Origin of the sequence: Rhodococcus sp. LW-XY12 (genome assembly GCF_019317345.1) — a bacterium.
Classification (GTDB): Bacteria; Actinomycetota; Actinomycetes; order Mycobacteriales; family Mycobacteriaceae; genus Rhodococcus; species Rhodococcus pyridinivorans.
Window position 1 is genome coordinate 3,961,960 of sequence record NZ_CP079225.1, and the last position, 19,233, is coordinate 3,981,192.

The following is a 19,233-nucleotide window of genomic DNA, read 5'->3' on the forward strand; positions in this document are numbered from 1 at the left end:
TCGGTGCCGGCGACACGGTGCGGTGCTCGCGCACGCCCGGTCGCTCTCTCGCTCCACCCCTCGGCAGGTTGTGGATCCGACAATCCCGCGGGGGTGGAACGAGCGGCTGCGGGGCCGGTGTGTAACGCCCGTCGGTATCGGGCCTACATCGACGGTAAGGGTTCATCACGGCGAGGTCACGGGTCGATTTTCCGGTACGGCTGTGCGAGAAACCGGACCGGCGATCGACAAAACCCCAGGTCGCTTCGCGGGAACGCACCGTTTCCCGGACGTTTCCAGCGGATTTCGATTGTGGTGATGGTCACACCATACGGCCGTGCAGACCTCTCCAACCGGACATGTTCACGGCGAGATAACGGTGTCCGGCAACGCCGTCACCCGTTCGCTTCGCGCCGATCCTCGGGTTCGTCGTCGTCCACATCGGGCTCGAACGGCGTGCCGGTCTCCTCCTCGATGAGGTGACGGAACGGCTCGAGATTGCGCAACGGTTCGCCGCGCGAGACCCGCCACTCCCATTCGCGCTTGATGGACGTGATGAACCCGATACCGAGGATGATGTTGAAGTCGTGGTCCGCCGCCTCGAGGACCTGCCCGAGGACCGCGTCGATCTCCTCGGGGGTCACCGCGTGCGCGGCGATGCGTCCCACCAGATAGATGTCGCCGACCTTGTCGAGCGTGTACGCCACGCCGTAGAGGCGACGGTTGCGGCGCAACAGGTAGCGGTACACCGATTCGAAGTTCTCGTCCGGCTTGCGGCACACGAACGCCTCGACCCGCACACCGTGCTGTCCGACGCTGAGCAGCGTGGTCGTCTTGAGCTTCTTCTCGCCCGGGAGCTCGACGACGAAGTGCCCGCCCTCCTTGACGGAGAACTCGAGCTCGCGATCGCGCAGCGTCGATTCGATCAGTTCGATGAGCCGGTCGCTCATGCCGTGACTCCCCTCGTCCGTCGCAACTTCCACACTCCACGCTGCCGTCGCAGCGAGTGCTCGCCGGTACCGAAGGCGCGGTTGCGGCGCATCCCGGCCCGTCGGTAACTGTCGAGCAGTCCTTCCGCGGTGTGTTCCCACGAGAAGGACTCCGCATGCACGGGCGCGGTCGCCGCGAATCGGGCGAGACGATCCGGATCGCCGACGAGCGACCGCAACGCCGTCGCCCAGTCGTCGATGCGGTGCCCGTCGACGAGCACGCCGGTCTCCCCGTCGCGCACGGCGACGCCGAGACCACCGACGTTCGCGGCCAGCACGGGCGTGCCGCAGGCCTGCGCCTCGATCGCGACGAGACCGAAGGACTCCGAATAACTCGGCACCGCAACGAGATCCGCAGCCCGGTAGACCTGGACGAGACGGTCCGGCGGCTGCGGCGGGAGGAAGGTGACCCGCGACGCGATACCCAGTGCGGACGCGAGTTCGATGAGCGCGTCGGGGCGCTCGAGACCCGTTCCCGACGGGCCTCCCACGACGAGGACCCGCAGCGGCATGCCGGGGTCGTCGGCGAGGGCCCGCGCCGCGGCCTCGAGCAGCACGTCGGGAGCCTTGAGCGGCTGGATGCGGCCTACGAACGCCACGACGGTCTCGCGCGGATCGAGTCCGAGCTCGGCGCGGGCGGCCGCGCGGTCGCCGGGCCGGTAGCGGTTCAGGTCGGCGCCCGGTGCGACGACGTCGATCTTCGCGGGATCGGCCCCGTAGATGCGTTCGAGCTGCCCCGCTTCGTCGGCGGTGTTGGCCACCAGGCGGTCGGACTCCGCGACGACCTGCTGTTCCCCGATCTGCCGGGCTGCGGGTTCGGGGGTGTCGCCCTCGGCGAGCGAGGCGTTCTTCACCGCGGCGAGCGTGTGGGCGGTGTGCACGAGCGGCACACCCCAGCGGTCGCGGGCGAGCCAACCGACCTGCCCCGACAACCAGTAGTGCGAGTGCACCAGGTCGTAGTAGCCCTGCGGGTGCCGTGCCTCCTCGCGCAGCACGCCGGCAGCGAAAGCGCACAGCTGCGTCGGCAGGTCGTGTTTGTCGAGGCCTTCGAAGGGGCCGGCCTCGATGTTGCGGACGAGCACCCCGGGCGCGGCCTGCTGGACGGCCGGATCGGCCGACGAGGTCGCGCGGGTGAAGATCTCGACTTCGACGCCGCGACGCGCGAGCTCGACGGCGGTCTGCAGGACGTACACGTTCATACCGCCTGCGTCCCCGGTTCCGGGCTGCGCCAGCGGCGAGGTGTGGACCGAGATCACGGCCACGCGGTGCGGGCGGCTGGGCTGGGACGTCACCCCTCCATACTGCCCTGCTGCCGATCTTCGCGTGTCGCCGCCTCCGCCGTCGCGGTGCGAGCGAACTCTCCGACCTCCGACACGAATCGGTGGGGATCTTCGACGAACGGACCGTGGTCGACGCCCTCCCAGATCGAGGTCGTGGCGCGTCGCAGCAGCGACGCCGCGTGGTGCGCCGCGGAGACGTCGACGACCGAGTCGGCGTCGCCGTGCAGGAGGAGAACCGGCACGTCCAGGCCGGCGAGCAGGTCGTCGTTGCCCACCGCCCGGTCGAACAGCGCCGCACGGACGCGCGGCGGGGTGGACAGGCTCGCGCCGAACAAGGCCTGCGACACCTCACCCTTGCCTTCGAGGAGAGCGCTGCCCTCGACGACGGGACCGGTGAGGGCGTTGCCGAAGGAGCCGAGCGCGCGCACCGCTTCCTTCGGGTCCTCCGACATCGCGGCGGGAATCGCGGCACGCATCGAGGCACCGACGCGTCCGCCCTTCTCGCCACGGCCGATGCTCGTGATGGCACCCACGAGAACCAGGCCGGCGACGGCTCCCGCGCCGTGCTCGGCGAGATAATCGCAGATCACCAGGCCGCCGTACGACCAGCCGAGCAGCACCGCCGGGTTCGTCTCGGAGACGTTCTCGGCGGCGAGCACCGCGGCGAGGTCGCCGGCCCACAGGCTGCGATCGGCGTATCCGGTCTCGGGGGCCTGCGAATAACCGTGTCCGCGCAGGTCGACGGCGACCACCCGGAAGTCGCGGGCGAGTGCGTCGAGAACCCCGTCGCCCCAGCACTGTGACGACTGCGCCCACCCGTGGAGCAACACCAGAACCGGTGCCGTCTCGGAGCCGAATGCGCGATAGACGAGGGAGGTGCCGTCGATACCGGCCACTTCACGAACTGCCATGCGCGTCACTCTAACCGTGCTCGCACATGGATCCCGCCGGCACAGGTGACCGCGAGGATGCCCGCGGCAACCGCCACGAGATATCCGGTGCCGGCGTCGGTCCGGTCGATGACCTGTCCCACCAGCGCCGAACCCGCGGCGACGCCGACGCCGAGACCCGCGACCGTCCAGGTGATGCTCTCGGTGAGCCGGTCGGGCGGCACGATCTGCTGCGTCAGCGATGTCGCCACGATCATGATGGGTGAGATCGCGCATCCGGCAACGAAGTACAGCACCGTGAGCATCGGCACCGAACCGGCGAGCAGCAACGGGCACAGCAGGACGGCGAGAGTGCCGGTGGCGGCGAACAACTGGCGGGTCGGAGCACTCGATCCCACCCGGCTACCGAAGATCAGGCCGCTCGTCGCCGAACCCGTCGCGAACAGCGCGAGCGCGAAGGTGGCCGATCCCGGAGAGTTCTGTTCGGCCGTGAACGCGACGGCCGCGACATCGATCACCCCGAAGACCACACCCATCGCGACCATCACCACGACGATCGACAGGAGGACGGGCATGCGCAGGATGTTCGTCCGCGCACGGTCGTCGGTGTGCGGTTGCACGGGAGGCTCCGTGCTGCGCAGCGCCGCGAGGGCGAGGGTGCCGACGAGCAGCAGGACGGCGCCGAGCAGCGGGCCGGCCTCGGGGAAGACTGCCACGCTCAGGCCCACCGACAGGACGGGGCCGACGATGAAGCACACCTCGTCGACCACCGCTTCGAGCGCGAAGGCGGTGCGCAGTCGCGGGGTGCCGCCGTAGAGCTGTGTCCACCGCGCCCGCACCATCGCGCCGATCGTGGGCATGAGTCCGGCCGGGATCCCGCAGACGAACAGCCACACCGTGGGCACCTCGAACCGGACGCCGGCGAGCATCGCGAGGGTGGCGACCGCACTGACGGCCGCGGCCGTGGGCAGGACCCGTCGCTGGCCGTACCGGTCGACCGCGCGGGAGACGAGCGGGGTGAGCACGGCGTACGACAGCGCGAACACCGCGGACAGTGCGCCGCCGACCGCGTAGTTCCCCTCGAGCTGGGAGAACATCGTGACGATGCCGATCCCGACCATCGCGATCGGCAGGCGCGCCACGAATCCCGCCAGGCAGAACGCGGCTGCCCCCGACGCTGCGAACAACTCGCGGTACGAGCCGCCCTTCTCTCCTGTCACGTACTTCTCGCGTTCTCTTCGGTCCGATCCGGTCCGGTCAACGTTATGGCCGACCGACCACGCGAGGTGCAGGTACCTCCCGACCTCCGGACGTCGCCGCCCCATTCCGCACGTTCCGTGACGGGAACGGCCATGCTTGGTACATCCGGGGAACGGACAGGACGGATCTACGGAACGGAGCGGGCATGGCGGTGCACGAACGACACGGGCGGCTCTCACCGAAGGAACTCTCACCGAGGAATCTGTGGACCCGCTACCGCGCGTCGGGAGCGGATCTGCCCTTCGGGAATCCTCTCGCCGCGCACGGCGTCGCGATGGAGGGTTACTTCTGGCGCTTCACCCAGCCCGGAACCGGCCGCGTCGTCATCGCTCTGTGCGGCGTAAACCGTGCGGACGACTCGGGAGGGCCCGGCTCGCACTGGGCGACGCTCGGTCTGGCCGCCCATCCCGGGGGTTTCCTGCGCACCGCCGCGCATCCGGTGGCCGCTTCCGATCCCGATCGGCTCGGCGCATCGGCCGGCGACGTCTTCTGCGGCGACAGCGAACGCGTGTGGATGGATCTCGGCGACGACGCCCGTCTCGACATCCGGTTGTCGGATCTGTGGCTCTGGCCGCGACGCCGCTTCGGCGCGTCGAGCGTGTTCCATTCCGTCCCCGGTCTCAACCAGTACTGGCATTCCTGGCTGCTCGGCGGCCGGGTGGAAGGGCACGCGATCCTCGGCGACGAGAAGTGGGATCTGACCGGCGCCCAGGTCTACGGCGAGAAGAACTGGGGCAAGGGTGGTTTCCCCGAGTCGTGGTGGTGGGGTCAGGCGCAGGGATTCGCCGACCCGCAGGCGTGTGTGGCGTTCGCAGGCGGGCAGGTGCATTCGGGTCCGCTGCACACGGAGGTCACGGCGGTCGTCGTCGCACTACCCGACGGGCGCATCGTGCGGCTGGGCAATCCCGTCACATCCCCGGTCCGGGCGACGGTCACCGACGAGAGCTGGCACCTGCGCGGCCGCAATGCCCGCTGGAGCGTGGAGATCTCGGGAAGTTCACCCCTCGGAGCGGCACACGTCCTGCCGGTCCCCGTGCCCGCGGAACGACGGAACGTCGCCGGTTCGATCGAACATCTCGGCGGTCGCATGACCGTGACGGTCCACGAACGCGGGAAACTGGTGTGGGCCGACGAATCGCACTCGGCCGCACTCGAACACGGCGGGCTGGACCGGGCCCGGGCGGAACTCGACCGGCGGGGCGCCGCTGCGGACGCGACGGACGCCCCGCCGAGCGTGTGAATCCGACGGGATCACTCAGAGTTCGGTGCGCTTCATCGCCGCGATCGGATCCGAGAACAACGAGCTGAGCGAGACGACACCCGCGGCGTGGGCCTGCACCCGGTTGCCGAAGCCGGTGATGCGGATGTCCTTGCGCGGCAGGGTGGTCGACGCGGCGAACGCGCGGGCGACGTGCGGAACCGCGGCCGGGTACTCGGTGAAGGCCTGTCCGCCGAGAATCACACGGTCGGGATTGAACAGGTCGCGCAGCATTCCGACGGTGCGGCCGAGCACGGTGGCCCGCTCGACGAGCAGACCGTGGGCGGCCTCGGAACCGCCGCGTGCGAGGCGGTAGAGCGACCGAATGGTGTTGTCGCCGTCGGCGAGGATGCCCTCGGCCACCGCGCGCTGCACGACCGCCCGATCGCTCACCGTCGCCTCGAGGCAACCCGTGCCGCCGCACGAGCACCGGGTCGACGAACCGGTGGGGAAATGCGTCACCGAACCCGGACCGCCGGCAGGGGTGTGCACCTTGCCCTCGAAAGTGATTGCCACACCGGCCGTCTCACGAACGTAGAAGTACAGGCCGGTGCCCTTGGCCTCGGGGGCGTCGCGATCGGGGGTGAGGAGCAGTTCGGAGGCGGCCATCGCCTCGACGTGCGCGGCCACCGAGACCGGAAGCCTCATACCGCCACCGACGATCGCGCCGACCCGGGCGTCGACCCAGCCGAGTCGCGGGTGCGTGACGACGGCGGTGTTCGAGTCCACCCGCCCGCCGAGTGCGACGCCGACCCACAACGGGGCGCGGCGGTGCCACCGCCCGGCGAAGGCCTTGGCGCTCGCGGTGATCGACGCGAGCGCGGCGTCCTGGTCGCCGGTCGGCGTGGGGACCTCGACGGCGCCGATGATGCGACCGCGCAGGTCGCTGGCGACGATGCCGGTGGTGACGGCACCGATGTGAATGCCGACCGTCAGGTACCGCTCGTGGTCGACCTCGACGGGAACACGCGGCCGGCCGACCGCGCCGGGTTCGGTCAGGTCGGCGCGCTCACGCAGCAGACCTGCCGAGAGCAGGGCCGACACCTGACGATTGACGGTGGCGATGCTCGCACCGGTGACCTTGGCGATCACGTCGCGCGAGACGGGGCCGCGGTTGGCGGCGACACGGAAGACCGACGCCCCGGTGCCGTCGGCGATACGCAGGTCCGGCGGAACGATCCTGACGGGGCTCGACACACGGGAGGTGCGGGGACGGACGACCGTCGCACGCGTGGATCCACGGACGGCGGAACCGGCGGCGCGACGGGGCGCGGACGACCGCGAGGGAAGGGAAACGGACGGCGAGAGAGTGGGAACCGACACGGCGCTGATCCTTGGCTGCTGATCCGGACGTGATGACCGGAGAACGGGCGGGAGACGATCGACGCACCGAGACCCCGACGTGGAGAACATGATCGGAGACGGACCCGCACAACGAGGGCGGGATCGGTGCGGAGTTACTTTCCGCAGCAGCGACAACAGAGTTCGCGCGCCAGAGGCAGCCGTGATCCCAGCGCGGCGGTCACATAGGTGACCCGCGGTGCGGAGGCGTGGCCGACTGACATGTCGCTCAAACTATCGCCCGAACCGCGTCGTGTCCAATCCTCACCGATCCGGTGGGAAATCTTCCTGCACGTCCCCGCGTGCGTGCGCGGTCTCCGCCGACACCGGGGCGAGCAACAACGCCTCCCATGCGTCGACGAGCGCGGCGAGTTCTGCCGTGGTGGGTGATTCGCCTGCACGGTGACACCGCGCCAGCGCACCGACGGTGCCGGAGTAGACCAGCCGCAGACGCTGCCCGGCGATATCGTCGGGCAACGGCCCGAGCAGGGTCCGTAGCGCGGTGTCGGACCGGCGGCCGCTCTCGGTTCCCGTCGGTCCGGTGACGCGGAAGCACTCGGCGAACCGGTCGTGGTTCGACAGCCGGTCGAGGAAGGCGACGTAGTGGTTGTTGCGGCCGAGCGTGCCGGCCAGGGGGCGGATGATCACCCACAGCAGGTCGCGGACCGAGAGGGTCTCCCGCGTCCGCAGCATCTCGGCGAGGAGCGCTTCCCGCTGGGAGTTCAGGGCGGGCAACCGGTGGGAGAAGACCGCCTCGAGCAACCCCTCCTTGGTGCCGAAGTAGTAACCGACCACGGACGAGTTGTGCTGTCCGGCGGCCTTGCGGATGTCGGCGAGGGTGACCCCGTCGTATCCACTGCGGGCGAAGAGCCGCTCAGCGGCTTCGACGAGCCGGATCCGGGTCTGTTCGCCCGAACTGTATCGACCGCGGGTGGTGGTCATACGCCGCAGGGTAGCCGCACGGAAAGGACTTCGCAGGCCGGGACGTGCGGCGGCATCCGGTGCCCGACACTACGATTGCCCCCATGAGCATCTCTCCCGATTCCCGCGTCGCCGTCGTCACCGGAGCCTCCTCCGGAATCGGCGAGGCGACCGCCCGCACGCTCGCCGCACAGGGCTTCCACGTCGTGGTGGGCGCACGCCGCCTCGACCGCCTGCAGAAGCTCGCCGACGAGATCGGCGGTACCGCGCTCGAGCTCGACGTCACCGACGAGGATTCGGTCGACGCTTTCACCACGGTGCTGCCGCGGGTCGACGTGCTGGTCAACAACGCCGGTGGCGCCAAGGGACTCGCACCGGTGGCCGAGGCCGTCGAGGACGACTGGCGCTGGATGTGGGAGACCAACGTCATCGGCACCATGCGCATCACCAAGGCGCTGATCCCCAAGCTCATCGCCTCGGGCGACGGCCTGATCGTCACCATCACCTCGGTCGCGGCCTTCGAGGCCTACGACAACGGCGCCGGCTACACCTCGGCGAAGCACGCGCAGGCCGTGCTGCACCGCACGCTGCGCGGCGAACTGCTCGGACAGCCCGTCCGCCTCACCGAAGTCGCGCCGGGCGCGGTCGAGACCGAGTTCTCGCTGGTGCGCTTCGAGGGCGACAAGGATCGGGCCGACAAGGTGTACGAGGGCATCACCCCGCTCGTCGCCCAGGACATCGCCGACATCATCGGCTTCGTCGCGTCGCGGCCGTCGCATGTCAACCTCGACCAGATCATCGTCAAGCCGCGCGACCAGGCCAATGCCGGCCGGTTCCACCGCGTCACCGACTGACCCACCGCGGTGGTGGGCGCGGCGAGGCGGTCGCGCCCACCCCCGTCGGTACTGTCACGGTCACCGTGGGTGGGCGGGAGCTGGTCTTCGATCCCGCCACCGCCTTCGGGGTGTTCGACCGGGGACGACGGGCGGGCCGTCCGTCAGATCACGCAGTTCACGGTGACGGGTTCGGGATGCAGACGGACCCCGAAGGCGTCCTCGACGCCGTCGCGCACCGTCCGCGCCAGCGCCACGAGGTCCGCGGCCGATGCCGCTCCCCTGTTGGTGAGCGCCAGCGTGTGCTTCGTCGACAACCGCGCCGGTGCGTCGGCGCTGGGGAAACCCTTCACGAAACCGGCCCGCTCGATGAGCCATCCGGCCGACAGTTTGGTGCCGCCGTCCGCGGGGAACTGCGGGATGCGCACGTCCTCCCCCACCTTCGCCGCGATGGCCGCGAGCACCTGCGGCAGGCGGTCGTCGGGGACGACGGGATTCGTGAAGAACGATCCGGCGCTCCAGGTGTCATGGTCGTCGGCGTCGAGCACCATGCCCTTGCTGCGGCGCAACGCGAGCACGTGCTGGCGTACCTGCGCCGCCGGCCGGCGCTCGCCCTCCTCCGCACCCAGCGCGACAGCGAGCTCCCGGTATGCGAGGGGTGCGGACGAACCGTCGCTCCGCACGTCCAGTTCCACCTCGAGGACGACCGCTGCGTCGGTGTGCTTGAGGATGCTGGTCCGGTAGCCGAGACCGAGTGCCTCGGGGCCGGCCCACGAGTCCTGGCCGGTGGCGCGGTCGAACAGGCGGACGCGACGCAGGATCGAGCCCACCTCGACGCCGTACGCGCCGACGTTCTGCACCGGCGTCGCTCCCGTGGAGCCGGGGATGCCCGACAGGCATTCGAGGCCGCCGAGGCCGGCCTCCACGGTGGCCGCGACGACGGCGTCCCATTCGGCTCCCGCGTCCACCCGGACGTGGTCGTCGCGGAGGTCGACACCGGTGGTCGCGACACGCACCACCACGCCGTCGAAGCCGTCGTCGCCGATCACGAGGTTGGAGCCACCCGCGAGGAGCAGCAGCTGCACTTCCTGCTCGTCGAGCAGGCGCACGACCTCGATCAACGACGCGGTGGACGTGCATTCGACGAGATACCGGGCGGGGCCCCCGAGCCGGAGGGTCGTGAATTCCGACAGCGACACCTGCTCGGACACCGTGGCTCCCGTTTCGACGAGCCGGGCCCTGGTACGTGGATCAAGCACCAGCAAACGGTAGCGTGCCCCGTATGGGCAGCCCTATCGACCACACTGCGAACTACTCGTCCCCGCCTGCTGCGGTCCACGCGGCGTTCGTCGATCCGCAGTACTGGCAGACCCGGCTGCGTGAGGTCGGTGGCCCGGGTGCGGCGGTCGAACGCGCCGACACCGGCGACGGCACGATCGAGCTCGACCTCCATCAGGCCATCCCGGCCGAACACCTGCCGAGCATGGTCACGAGCCTACGCCCGGGCGATCTCGTCATCCGGCGTCACGAATCGTGGGGAGCGCTCGCCGACGGCCGCGCCGAGGGCAGGTTCTCGGCCCACGTCGACGGCATGCCCGGCGAGGTCACCGGTGGGATGACGCTCATCGCCGACGGCGCGGGCTCGTCCGTCGTCATCGAGGGCACCGTCGAGGTGAAGATCCCGTTCCTCGGTTCCAAGATCGAGGGGATGATCGTCGAGCAGCTCGTCGAGCTGTTCGACGCGGAGCGCACCTTCACCGAGCAGTGGTTGAACGGGGATCACTCGGCCTGATCGCACCCCGCGGGGCTCCCCCGTGGACGGTCGCGATTTCCGGGCAGGCCGTCCGGCGCGGTAACCTGGCCGGTCGTGGCACGGCGTATCGACTACTCCGCCCGCTTCCCTCATCCACCGGAGCGGGTGTACGAGGCTCTCGCCGACCCCGCCCACTGGGAAGCGCGGATGACCGAGATGCGCAAGTACTCGGAGAACCACGTCCGCGAGTTCACGGTCTCCGAATCGGGCATCGCGCTGGTGTTGCACCACGTCCTGCCGCGTTCCGACCTGCCGGAGATCGCCCGCACGGTGATCAAGAAGGACATGGTCATCACGCGCAAGGAGAACTACGGGCCGTTCACCGACGGCGCGACCGGCACCTACCAGGCGTCGATCCCCGGCGGTCCGGGCAGCCTCACGGGCACGATGGAGCTCTTCGGCGACGACCACGGCGCCACGCTCCGCACCACCTCCGAGGCCAAGGTGCACATCCCGTTCGTCGGCGGCAAACTCGAAGAACTCATCCTCACCAATCTCGTCGACGTGTTCCGCACCGAAGCGGCCATCACCGCCGACTGGCTCGCCGGTCGGTAGCGCGTGCGGAATCGAGGACCCGTCGGTGTCGTCACGCGCGGCACCACCGGCATCAACAGGCTGCGCCGCAGCGACCGCTGGGCGATGCACGACCCCCACATCATGAGGGCGTTGACGCACGCCACCGACCCGCTGGTGGTCGATCTGGGTTACGGCGCCATGCCGGTGACGACCCTCGAACTCGCCGCGCGCCTGCGTCGGGTCCGCAGCGATCTGCGCGTGGTCGGTCTCGAGATCGATCCGGACCGTGTGGTCCCGGGCCGCGACGGTGTCGAGTTCGCCCGGGGCGGCTTCGAGCTCGCGGGCCTGCGCCCGACCCTGGTCCGGGCCTTCAACGTGCTCCGGCAGTATCCGGAGGAGGCGGTCGAACCGGCGTGGGCGCACCTGCGTTCCGGTCTCGCTCCCGGCGGCCTGCTCATCGACGGCACGTGCGACGAGCTGGGCCGGCGCTGCGCCTGGGTGCTCCTCGACGAGCACGGTCCCCGTTCGCTGACCCTGGCGTGGAGCCCGTTCCACGTGGAGAGACCGTCCGACGTCGCCGAACGGCTGCCGAAGGCGCTGATCCACCGGAACGTCCCGGGCGAGCCGATCCACGCGCTGCTCCGCGCGGCTGACCGGGCGTGGGCGAGGAGCGCTCCGCACGCGGCGTTCGGGCCGCGGATCCGATGGAAGGCGACGCTCGAGCTGCTGCGGGATCAGGGCTTCCCGGTGTCTCCGCCCCGCCGCCGTCTGCGTGACTGCGTGCTGACGGTGCCATGGGACGCGGTCGCGCCCGCCGGCGCATCCGTCGCATCCGAGCTGGTCGCGGTCTGAGACCGTCTGTCCGAGTTCGTCGTCGCTCCGGTCGGTCAGCCCGCGGCGAGGAGCGCGAGCTCGATCCGGTCGGCCACCGCGGCCGGCTGGTTCGCCACGGCGGCGTGCAGCTGGTCGGAGTCGACCCGGCCGAGCGCGATCGCGTCGCCGACGAGTTCGTCGAGCACTTCCTGGGACACGCCGCCGGCCGCGAGGTCGACCGCGGTGCGGGCGGGTGTGGTGATCCGGAAGGCCCCGACGACCTCGCAGTCCTCCTCTGCCAGCGTCCGGTGATGCAGCGCGAGCCGGTTGCTCGGCACGGTGCGCTGGTCGGGTGTGGACAGGTGCAGGAAGCGGGGCTGCAGGTGGCCCATGCCGTGCAGGTCGGCGGCGCTCTGGTGCGAGACGACCGCTTCCCCCTCGTACCAGGTGCACCATTGGGCGAATTCGTCGAACTTCGTCCGTGGGCTGTCGCTGAGGCGGAACAGTTCGGTCTCGACGCGGATCCACAGTCCCGCCTCGATGCGTTCCGCGAAGTCGTGAGCTGCTATTCCGTGACCGACGGCCTGGCGTGCGGTGAAGAACCCGGCTTGTGTGGCGGCGAGGCGCCGCAGCGAGTCGTCGGCATCGGCCCGCCCGGTTGCGTCGTAACCTGAATCCGTCCACCCTGTCATGGCGCCCAGCGTAGCCGAAGAATGTGGTACACCTCACATATTTTCCTCATCCTGTGGCCGTGTGCTCAGTCGATCCTCAGCGTCGTCCGGAAGAATCGGCGACCATGACGCAACGGAAGCGCAACCGCACCGTCACGATCGCCGTCGTTCTCGTCGCGGCGCTGGTCGCAGTCCTGGTGGGCGCGGAGGTCTACGTCCGCAACCGCGCGACGGCCTGCCTCGCCCAGTCCTTCGAGAGCGAGCTCGGCACGGGAGTCGACGTCGACCTGAGCTGGAAGCCGGTGTTGCTCCAGCTGCTCGACCGGCAGGTTCCCTCGGTCGCTCTCGACAGCGACGACACCGCCTTCGGTCCGGCCCAGCAGATGCAGGTGCACGCCGAGGTCAACGACGTCGACCTGCGCGACTCCGCCGAGGGCGCCGGCACCATCGGCAGCTCGAGTGCCGACGTCTCGTGGCCCACCTCCGGGATCCTCGCGACCGTGCAGAGCCAGTCGGTCGGCGGCCTCGTCACCGATGTCATGGCCGACGAGAACGCGGGCACCCTGACGTTCACGGTCGGCGGCCAGGGTCTCGCGGAGTTCACCGCGCGACCGGTGGTGAACGGCGGTGTGGTGACGGTCGAGACGACCGACGCGACGATCCTCGGCATCGGGCTCCCGACGGCCCTCGTCGACGGCGTCGTGGAGATCCTGACCTCGGGTCTGCAGCAGTACCCGCTGGGTATGCAGGCCACCGAGGTGAACGTCACCGACAGCGGTATCGATCTCCGCCTCGAGGGTGGCCGCTTCGTGCTGCCGGAGGCCCCGCAGGGACAGCAGCAGCAACAGCAGGAGGGCAGCTGCGGCCTCCTGTCGTGAGCGAGGAGGCCGGTCCGGCAGACCGTCGAGAGCTGTCGTCAGCTCTGCAGCCCGTCCAGCACCGCGCGGCTGCCGGACAGTCCGAGTCGCGTCGCTCCGGCCTCGATCATTGCGACCGCGTCCTCGGCGGTGCGGATGCCGCCGCTCGCCTTGATGCCGAGCTTGCCGCCCACCGTCTCCGCCATGAGCGCGACCGCGTGGGTGGTGGCGCCACCCGCGGGATGGAAACCGGTGGAGGTCTTCACGAAGTTCGCCCCGGCCTTCTCCGCGGCGCGGCACACCTCGACGATCGCCTCGTCGGAGAGCACCGCGGATTCGATGATGACCTTGAGGACAGGGTCGAAACCGATCGCTTCACGCACGGTGAGGATGTCGGCGAGGACGGCGTTGTAGTCGCCGGCCACCGCTGCGCCCACGTCGATCACCATGTCGATCTCGCGTGCGCCCTCGTCGACGGCGAGTCGCGCCTCGGCGCCCTTGATGAGGGAATGGTGCTTGCCGGAAGGGAAACCGACGACCGTCGCGACCGTGACCCCCTCGGCCCGCAGGGGCAGCATCGACGGCGACACGCACACCGCGTACACGCCGAGTTCGACGGCTTCGTCGACGAGGGCCCGCACGTCCTGCGAGGACGCTTCGGGCTTGAGGAGGGTGTGGTCGATCATCGACGCGACCTGCGCGCGGGTCAACGTAGTTCCGGACATGACTGCAGCTTTCCACACGGCGAGATCCGACGGCCGTGCTCAGCAGGCTTCGCCCCGTGCCGGGTAGTCGATTCCCATGGAAATCCTGGTGATCGCGCTTCTCGTCGCAGTTGTGGCCGTCGTGGTGGTCCGGAGGAACAGCAGACGGCGATAATTCGATACCGCCGCACCGCTTCGGCCACGACAATGATCGCGTGCTGATCCGTCGAGAACTCCCCGCCGACGTCCGTGCGACCGCCGACGTGCATCGCGTCGCGTTCGCGCCGTTCGCCCCGGAAGGTCGCGAGCCGGTCGAGCCCGGTCTGGTCGCGTCGTTGCGGGCGAGCGACGCATGGCTGCCGCCGTTGTCGCTCGTGGCCGAGGACGCCTCGGGCGCGATCGTCGGCCAGGTCGTCGCCACCCGGGGTCACGTCGGCGCCACCCCTGCCCTGGGCCTCGGTCCACTCGGTGTCCGTCCCGATTTCCAGCGCTCCGGCGTGGGCGCCGCTCTCATGCACGCCGTGCTCGGTGCGGCGGATGCCCTGGACGAGTCGATCGTGCTCCTGCTCGGACATCCCGACTACTACCCCCGCTTCGGTTTCGTGCCCGCCGCCGAACTCGGGATCTCCCCCGACGTCGAGGAGTGGGCGTCCCACTTCCAGGCACGGGCGCTCACGGCACACGACCCCGAGCTGCGGGGCACCTTTCGGTACGCCGAGCCGTTCTACGCCTTCGAGGAGCAGGCATGAACGACGATCCCGAGAACCCCTGGGCCGATTCCGCCGAGACCGCACGCACCTTCGACGCGGCGAGCGGGGATTTCGACGAGCTGACCCCGACGGTGTGGGGACCGGCCGGGCAGGCACTGGTCTTCCAGCTCGGCGTCGCCCCCGACGAGGCGGTGCTCGACGCGTGTTGCGGAACGGGATCGTCCGCGCTTCCCGCCGCCGCCGCCGTCGGACCCGAAGGTCTCGTCCACGGCGTCGACGTCGCCGACAAGATGCTCGAACACGGCCGCCTGACCGCGGAACGCCGCGGCCTGAAGAACATCGAATTCGTCTGTGCGGACGCCTCGCAGTGGGAGGCACCGTCGGACGTACCCGACGCCGGCTACGACGTGCTGTCGATCTCCTACGGGGTGTTCTTCCTCCCGGACATGGACCGAACCTTCTGGCGTCTGGTCTCGCTCGTGAGGCAGGGCGGACGCGCCGGCGTGACGGTCTGGCGACGCGGCGCGATGGAGGAGTTCTCGTCGATCGTGTTCGATGTCGCGTCGCGCTACTCCCCCGGGCTGCGCGAGCGCGGCGTCCTGCGCGACCGCACACCCCTGCACCGGATCGACACTCCGGACACACTCGAGGCGTGGCTCGCGGACGCCGGAACCGATTCCGTGGAGGTCCGCACCCTGTCGAATCTCCTTCCGGCGACGGAGGAGTTGTGCTGGTCGCTCGTAACGGGCACCGGTTTGCGCGCGGTGCTGACCGGGCTCGACTCCGGGCAGGTGGCGGCGGTGCGGCAGCAGATCGCCGAGGAGGTCACCGCACGCGGACTGCGCACGATCGATGCGACCACTCTCGTCGCCACGGGTACGGTTCGACGTCCTCCGGTCTCGGGCTGACGACCGGAGACAGGGTCTACCGGGAGCAGGGCCGACCGGAAGTAGGACGCCGTGTGTCACCTGAGAGAATCGGGGCATGACGCTCGCCTCATCCGCCGACGATCGACGTTACGTTCTGACCCTGGGCTGCCCGGACACCACCGGGATCGTCGCCCGCATCGCGACCTTCCTCGCGGAGGTCGGTGGTTCGATCGTCGAGGCGGCCTACCACGCCGATCAAGACACCGGTTGGTTCTTCACCCGGCAGGCCGTCCGGGCGTCGTCGATCCCGTTCGGACTCGACGAGCTGCGCGAGAAGTTCGCGAGCGTCGCCGCCGACATCGGCCCGCAGACCGAATGGACGCTCTCCGACACCGGCAAGCGCAAGCGCGTCGTGCTGCTCGTCAGCAAGGAAGGGCACTGCCTGCACGACATCCTCGGACGGGTCGCCGCAGGGGAACTCGACGCCGAGATCTGCGCGGTCATCGGCAACCATCGCGATCTCGAACCGGTCGCGCAGCGACACGGCATCACCTTCCACTACGTGTCGTTCCCGAAGGATCCCGCCGAGCGCGGACCGGCTTTCGAGCAGGTCCGCAAGCTCGTCGACGCCCACGACCCGCACGCGGTGGTCCTAGCCCGGTTCATGCAGGTGCTCCCGGAGGAACTGTGCGAGCACTGGGCCGGCCGCGCGATCAACATCCACCACAGTTTCCTGCCGTCGTTCATCGGCGCACGGCCCTACCACCAGGCCTTCACGCGCGGCGTGAAGCTCATCGGCGCGACCTGCCACTACGTCACCGCCGAACTCGACGCGGGCCCGATCATCGAGCAGGACGTCATCCGCGTCAGTCACAGCGACAGCGTCAGCGACATGGTCCGTCAGGGCCGCGACGTCGAGAAGCTGGTCCTCTCGCGCGGTCTGCGCTGGCACCTCGAGGATCGGGTGCTGGTGCACGACAGTAAGACCGTCGTCTTCCGGTAGATCCCCCGAGCCGAAACCGGTCCACCCGCGAGCGGATGGACCGGTCTTTCGTGCGTGGGTGATCGGTTCAGCCGACGTGCGTGCGAGTGATCGGCTCAGCCGACGGGCACACCGGCTCGTTCGACAAGGTGCGCGAGCTCCTCGTCGAACCGGTCGATCGCTTCGACCGAGCTCATGTGGCCGATGCCGTCGAGCACCACGAAACGTTCGAGGTTGCCCGCACGGTCGAGTTCCTCGGCGAGACGCCGGGCGTGGACAGGCGGGGTGAGACGGTCGGCGGTGCCGACCAGCACCGTCGTCGGCACGGTGAGATTGCGCAGACCCTCACGGATGTCGAGGGCACTCAGTGCCCTGCCCCAGCCGCCCCGCGTGCGCGGCGGGCAGCCGAGCACGATCTTCTCGCAGAACTGCACCTCGGCGGCGCTCGCACCGGGCGACAGGGCCACGTAGCGCAGGGCCCGCGTCGTCACCGGGGACGCCGCCAACGGGACGGTCGCACCCATGAGCCGGCTCGCGACGGGCACCGGCACCCGCGGGAAGCGTTGCGGCAGCGGCACGATCGCCGAGTCCGCGACCAGCCGGTCGGTGCCGGTGCTCGCGAGCAGCACGCCTGCGACCGTGCGGCCGACGTTCTCCGGGTACTTCTCGGCCCACGCGATGATGCTCATCCCGCCCATGCTGTGACCTGTGAGCACGGCCTTCGAACCGGGCCGGACCACAGCGTCGAGGACCGTCCGGAGATCGTCGGCGAGCACGTCTGCTCCCAGCGTCCGCGCCCCGGCCTCGCTGTCGCCGTGCCCGCGCTGGTCGTAGACCACCACCCGGTAGTTCTCCGCGAAGGCGTTGATCTGCGGGGTCCAGTACGCGGCGTTGCACGTCCAGCCGTGACAGAACACCAGCACGGGAGCGTCCGCGTCGCCATAGGCGAGCACGTTCAGCCGGGCACCGTCGTCGGCGCGGACGTCGAGGATCTCGGGTTCGAGTTCCGGTTCGCGCAGCAGCTCGTGCGGGGCGACGTCCTCGGTACGGACGACCGTCCGACGACGCCGGCGGACGAGCACGGCGGTGGTCGCCGCGGCAGCGAGGACGATCGAGCCCGCGGCGATCGACGCGGTCGGGGACGGCTTTCTCACGGGTGGAATTCTCCTGTCGGTTCGGTGGAGCAGCGCGACGTCACAGGACGTGCGCGCGACGCAGAAGCAGAGTGGACGGACCGCCGATCAGTCCCACCTCGTCGAGGAACTCGACCGTGCGGCGAGTGCCCTGACGGAGCTTGTCGTGGTAGTGCCTGTTCTCCTGTGCGGCCTTCTTCGCTTCGGCGACGTCGAGTCCGGCCGCGGCGTAGACCTGGTCGTTCACGAGGCTGGTGACGACGAAGTACGCGCTCACCCCGAGGTGGATCCGGATCCATGCCCGCTCGAGACGTCCGAGCCGGGCCGAGCGCCTGCGTGTCTCCTCGCGGGCGTAGCGGATGTGCCGCGACTCCTCCACGACGTGGACGTGACTCACCGTCCGGGTGATGGGCTGCACCCGCTCGTCGCGCATGAAATCGCGCTGCATCATGTCGAGGATCTCCTCGGCGAACAGGGTGCCGCCGTAGGCGAGGGCGCCGCGCGCGACGGCCTTGAACAGCCGGCCGGTCTCGCGGATCCAACGCTTGGGCCGGTAGGAGGGGATGCCGTATCGCTGCGCCGACCGCGCGAACATGATCGAGTGCCGGCATTCGTCGGCGATCTCGGTGAGCCCGAACTGCACGTAGGGGGTTGCCGGATCGTGCCGGTAGAGATCGCGGACGAGCATCTGCATGAGGATCATCTCGAACCAGATCCCGGTGCCGGCGATGCTCGCGGCCTCGTGCTCGGTGAGGGTGATGCGCTGATCCTCCGACATGCGTTCCCACAGGTCGGTGCCGTAGAGACTGCACCACTCCGGGGTCATGCCGTACTTGCCGTCCACGAGCGGCGCGTCCCAGTCGATCTCGAGCTCGGGATCGTAGGAGAGCCGCGCCGACGAATCGAGCAGGCGTTGCGCGGTCTCCTGCCGGTGATCCGTGGAGCGTTCACCCGGCAGGCTGTCGTGCTTTCGCAGGAGCGTCATCGCCGATCACCTCGTCTCGGAAAATTATCCGTTACCCGAAGTGTCATTATCTGGATCACACTTGTCAAGCGAAAGGGAGGCCCGACCCCCTACCACCGAGGGCGCTGGACCTCCTCGACCCGCGGACGGACGTCCACGAGGTACACGCACACGGCGACGACCGCGATGATCCCGAGCAGACCCACCGCGCCGAAGACGACGAGGACGAGCAACGCGGCCACGAGGATGCCGAGCCAGACGGGCTTGGTCAGCTTGTCGACGGCCGGAAACGCCTCGGCGGGCTGACGCACGACGTGGAACAGCGCGAATCCCGCCCCGGCGATGGCGATGATCTGCAGCGCGAGGATGATCAGACCGGCAAGTGAATCGACATTGGTCACCACACCAGTCTACGAGAATCGGCCCTCGTGCGAGTTCGCACGAGGGCCG

General features: G+C 69.6%; 21 protein-coding genes. 9 read left to right on the forward strand and 12 right to left on the reverse strand.

The features are described 5' to 3' along the window. Positions 1-374: 374 nt before the first annotated feature. From KXC42_RS18295 to KXC42_RS18310, 4 genes are read right to left on the reverse strand one after another with little or no spacing between them, the layout of a single operon-like run. Entirely contained in the window at positions 375-929 is a 555-nt protein-coding gene (locus tag KXC42_RS18295) for a YbjN domain-containing protein (RefSeq protein WP_006552361.1), read from the reverse strand. Continuing rightward, positions 926-2,260, reverse strand: a complete 1,335-nt coding sequence (mshA, locus tag KXC42_RS18300) for a D-inositol-3-phosphate glycosyltransferase (protein ID WP_006552362.1) — start codon at positions 2,258-2,260, stop codon at positions 926-928. The genes KXC42_RS18295 and mshA overlap by 4 nt, the downstream gene beginning before the upstream one ends. Continuing rightward, entirely contained in the window at positions 2,257-3,159 is a 903-nt protein-coding gene (locus tag KXC42_RS18305; protein ID WP_257605850.1) for an alpha/beta fold hydrolase, read from the reverse strand. The genes mshA and KXC42_RS18305 overlap by 4 nt, the downstream gene beginning before the upstream one ends. Before the next feature lie 5 nt (positions 3,160-3,164). Further along, positions 3,165-4,463: an MFS transporter gene (locus tag KXC42_RS18310; protein WP_006552364.1), complete on the reverse strand. Its 1,299-nt coding sequence runs from the start codon at positions 4,461-4,463 to the stop codon at positions 3,165-3,167. Between the two features lie 80 nt (positions 4,464-4,543). On the opposite strand from KXC42_RS18310, the gene KXC42_RS18315 reads away from it, so the two are divergent. Continuing rightward, positions 4,544-5,638 carry a tocopherol cyclase family protein gene (locus KXC42_RS18315; RefSeq protein ID WP_200358486.1) on the forward strand — a complete coding sequence of 365 codons (1,095 nt, stop codon included), beginning with the start codon at positions 4,544-4,546 and terminating at the stop codon, positions 5,636-5,638. Between the two features lie 15 nt (positions 5,639-5,653). Here KXC42_RS18315 and KXC42_RS18320 read toward each other — a convergent pair whose 3' ends face one another. Together KXC42_RS18320 and KXC42_RS18325 are read right to left on the reverse strand one after the other, a co-directional pair. Further along, on the reverse strand, positions 5,654-6,979 hold the full coding sequence (locus KXC42_RS18320) for an ROK family protein (protein WP_219129346.1): 1,326 nt from the start codon (positions 6,977-6,979) through the stop codon (positions 5,654-5,656). A 282-nt stretch (positions 6,980-7,261) separates the two neighbouring features. Then, on the reverse strand, positions 7,262-7,939 hold the full coding sequence (locus KXC42_RS18325) for a TetR/AcrR family transcriptional regulator (protein WP_033096125.1): 678 nt from the start codon (positions 7,937-7,939) through the stop codon (positions 7,262-7,264). A gap of 83 nt (positions 7,940-8,022) precedes the next feature. On the opposite strand from KXC42_RS18325, the gene KXC42_RS18330 reads away from it, so the two are divergent. Next, the gene (locus KXC42_RS18330; protein WP_006552368.1) at positions 8,023-8,772 is read left to right on the forward strand and encodes an SDR family NAD(P)-dependent oxidoreductase; all 750 of its coding nucleotides are present in this window, start codon (positions 8,023-8,025) and stop codon (positions 8,770-8,772) included. A 143-nt stretch (positions 8,773-8,915) separates the two neighbouring features. Here KXC42_RS18330 and KXC42_RS18335 read toward each other — a convergent pair whose 3' ends face one another. After that, a complete protein-coding gene (locus KXC42_RS18335; protein ID WP_082937742.1) occupies positions 8,916-10,010 on the reverse strand; it encodes a UDP-N-acetylmuramate dehydrogenase in 1,095 nt (364 codons plus the stop codon). 23 nt (positions 10,011-10,033) lie between these two features. Between KXC42_RS18335 and KXC42_RS18340 the strand changes: the two genes are divergently transcribed. The 3 genes from KXC42_RS18340 (at position 10,034) to KXC42_RS18350 (ending at position 11,932) form a co-directional block, all read left to right on the forward strand. Then, positions 10,034-10,543 carry a DUF2505 domain-containing protein gene (locus tag KXC42_RS18340; RefSeq protein ID WP_006552370.1) on the forward strand — a complete coding sequence of 170 codons (510 nt, stop codon included), beginning with the start codon at positions 10,034-10,036 and terminating at the stop codon, positions 10,541-10,543. A 75-nt stretch (positions 10,544-10,618) separates the two neighbouring features. Further along, on the forward strand, positions 10,619-11,119 hold the full coding sequence (locus KXC42_RS18345) for a DUF2505 domain-containing protein (RefSeq protein ID WP_033096127.1): 501 nt from the start codon (positions 10,619-10,621) through the stop codon (positions 11,117-11,119). A gap of 3 nt (positions 11,120-11,122) precedes the next feature. Continuing rightward, positions 11,123-11,932: a class I SAM-dependent methyltransferase gene (locus KXC42_RS18350; RefSeq protein WP_219129347.1), complete on the forward strand. Its 810-nt coding sequence runs from the start codon at positions 11,123-11,125 to the stop codon at positions 11,930-11,932. A gap of 35 nt (positions 11,933-11,967) precedes the next feature. Here KXC42_RS18350 and KXC42_RS18355 read toward each other — a convergent pair whose 3' ends face one another. Continuing rightward, positions 11,968-12,585 (reverse strand): type IV toxin-antitoxin system AbiEi family antitoxin, encoded by a 618-nt coding sequence (locus KXC42_RS18355; protein WP_006552373.1) that lies wholly within the window; start codon positions 12,583-12,585, stop codon positions 11,968-11,970. Between the two features lie 104 nt (positions 12,586-12,689). Here KXC42_RS18355 and KXC42_RS18360 point away from each other — a divergent pair, with 104 nt between their 5' ends. Next, positions 12,690-13,442 (forward strand): DUF2993 domain-containing protein, encoded by a 753-nt coding sequence (locus tag KXC42_RS18360; protein WP_006552374.1) that lies wholly within the window; start codon positions 12,690-12,692, stop codon positions 13,440-13,442. A 38-nt stretch (positions 13,443-13,480) separates the two neighbouring features. On the opposite strand, the gene deoC is transcribed toward KXC42_RS18360, so the two are convergent. Continuing rightward, positions 13,481-14,146: a deoxyribose-phosphate aldolase gene (gene deoC, locus KXC42_RS18365; protein WP_019291175.1), complete on the reverse strand. Its 666-nt coding sequence runs from the start codon at positions 14,144-14,146 to the stop codon at positions 13,481-13,483. Positions 14,147-14,340: 194 nt separating this feature from the next. Between deoC and KXC42_RS18370 the strand changes: the two genes are divergently transcribed. The 3 genes from KXC42_RS18370 to purU all read left to right on the forward strand — a co-directional run bounded on the left by KXC42_RS18370 (position 14,341) and on the right by purU (position 16,707). After that, positions 14,341-14,874 (forward strand): GNAT family N-acetyltransferase, encoded by a 534-nt coding sequence (locus KXC42_RS18370; RefSeq protein WP_219129348.1) that lies wholly within the window; start codon positions 14,341-14,343, stop codon positions 14,872-14,874. Then, positions 14,871-15,743: a class I SAM-dependent methyltransferase gene (locus KXC42_RS18375; RefSeq protein ID WP_006552377.1), complete on the forward strand. Its 873-nt coding sequence runs from the start codon at positions 14,871-14,873 to the stop codon at positions 15,741-15,743. Before KXC42_RS18370 ends, KXC42_RS18375 begins: the two co-directional genes overlap by 4 nt. 76 nt (positions 15,744-15,819) lie before the next feature. Next, positions 15,820-16,707, forward strand: coding sequence for a formyltetrahydrofolate deformylase (gene purU / locus KXC42_RS18380; RefSeq protein WP_006552379.1), 888 nt, complete (start codon positions 15,820-15,822; stop codon positions 16,705-16,707). Between the two features lie 95 nt (positions 16,708-16,802). On the opposite strand, the gene KXC42_RS18385 is transcribed toward purU, so the two are convergent. The 3 genes from KXC42_RS18385 to KXC42_RS18395 form a co-directional block, all read right to left on the reverse strand. Then, a complete protein-coding gene (locus tag KXC42_RS18385) occupies positions 16,803-17,840 on the reverse strand; it encodes an alpha/beta fold hydrolase (protein ID WP_006552380.1) in 1,038 nt (345 codons plus the stop codon). Positions 17,841-17,880: 40 nt separating this feature from the next. Next, complete coding sequence (locus tag KXC42_RS18390) at positions 17,881-18,804, reverse strand: diiron oxygenase (RefSeq protein ID WP_219129349.1); 924 nt, start codon at positions 18,802-18,804, stop codon at positions 17,881-17,883. 89 nt (positions 18,805-18,893) lie between these two features. After that, on the reverse strand, positions 18,894-19,184 hold the full coding sequence (locus KXC42_RS18395; protein WP_024101750.1) for a DUF2516 family protein: 291 nt from the start codon (positions 19,182-19,184) through the stop codon (positions 18,894-18,896). Positions 19,185-19,233: the final 49 nt, after the last annotated feature.

Excerpts from the sequence above, each read along its gene's own strand:
- KXC42_RS18295 (WP_006552361.1), bottom strand. The coding sequence starts at position 929 with ATGAGCGACCGGCTCATCGAACTGATCGAATCGACGCTGCGCGATCGC.
- KXC42_RS18305 (WP_257605850.1), bottom strand. The coding sequence starts at position 3,159 with ATGGCAGTTCGTGAAGTGGCCGGTATCGACGGCACCTCCCTCGTCTAT.
- KXC42_RS18310 (WP_006552364.1), bottom strand. The coding sequence starts at position 4,463 with ATGGGGCGGCGACGTCCGGAGGTCGGGAGGTACCTGCACCTCGCGTGG.
- KXC42_RS18315 (WP_200358486.1), top strand. The coding sequence starts at position 4,544 with ATGGCGGTGCACGAACGACACGGGCGGCTCTCACCGAAGGAACTCTCA.
- KXC42_RS18325 (WP_033096125.1), bottom strand. The coding sequence starts at position 7,939 with ATGACCACCACCCGCGGTCGATACAGTTCGGGCGAACAGACCCGGATC.
- KXC42_RS18330 (WP_006552368.1), top strand. The coding sequence starts at position 8,023 with ATGAGCATCTCTCCCGATTCCCGCGTCGCCGTCGTCACCGGAGCCTCC.
- KXC42_RS18340 (WP_006552370.1), top strand. The coding sequence starts at position 10,034 with ATGGGCAGCCCTATCGACCACACTGCGAACTACTCGTCCCCGCCTGCT.
- KXC42_RS18355 (WP_006552373.1), bottom strand. The coding sequence starts at position 12,585 with ATGACAGGGTGGACGGATTCAGGTTACGACGCAACCGGGCGGGCCGAT.
- KXC42_RS18360 (WP_006552374.1), top strand. The coding sequence starts at position 12,690 with ATGACGCAACGGAAGCGCAACCGCACCGTCACGATCGCCGTCGTTCTC.
- deoC (WP_019291175.1), bottom strand. The coding sequence starts at position 14,146 with ATGTCCGGAACTACGTTGACCCGCGCGCAGGTCGCGTCGATGATCGAC.
- KXC42_RS18375 (WP_006552377.1), top strand. The coding sequence starts at position 14,871 with ATGAACGACGATCCCGAGAACCCCTGGGCCGATTCCGCCGAGACCGCA.
- purU (WP_006552379.1), top strand. The coding sequence starts at position 15,820 with ATGACGCTCGCCTCATCCGCCGACGATCGACGTTACGTTCTGACCCTG.
- KXC42_RS18390 (WP_219129349.1), bottom strand. The coding sequence starts at position 18,804 with ATGACGCTCCTGCGAAAGCACGACAGCCTGCCGGGTGAACGCTCCACG.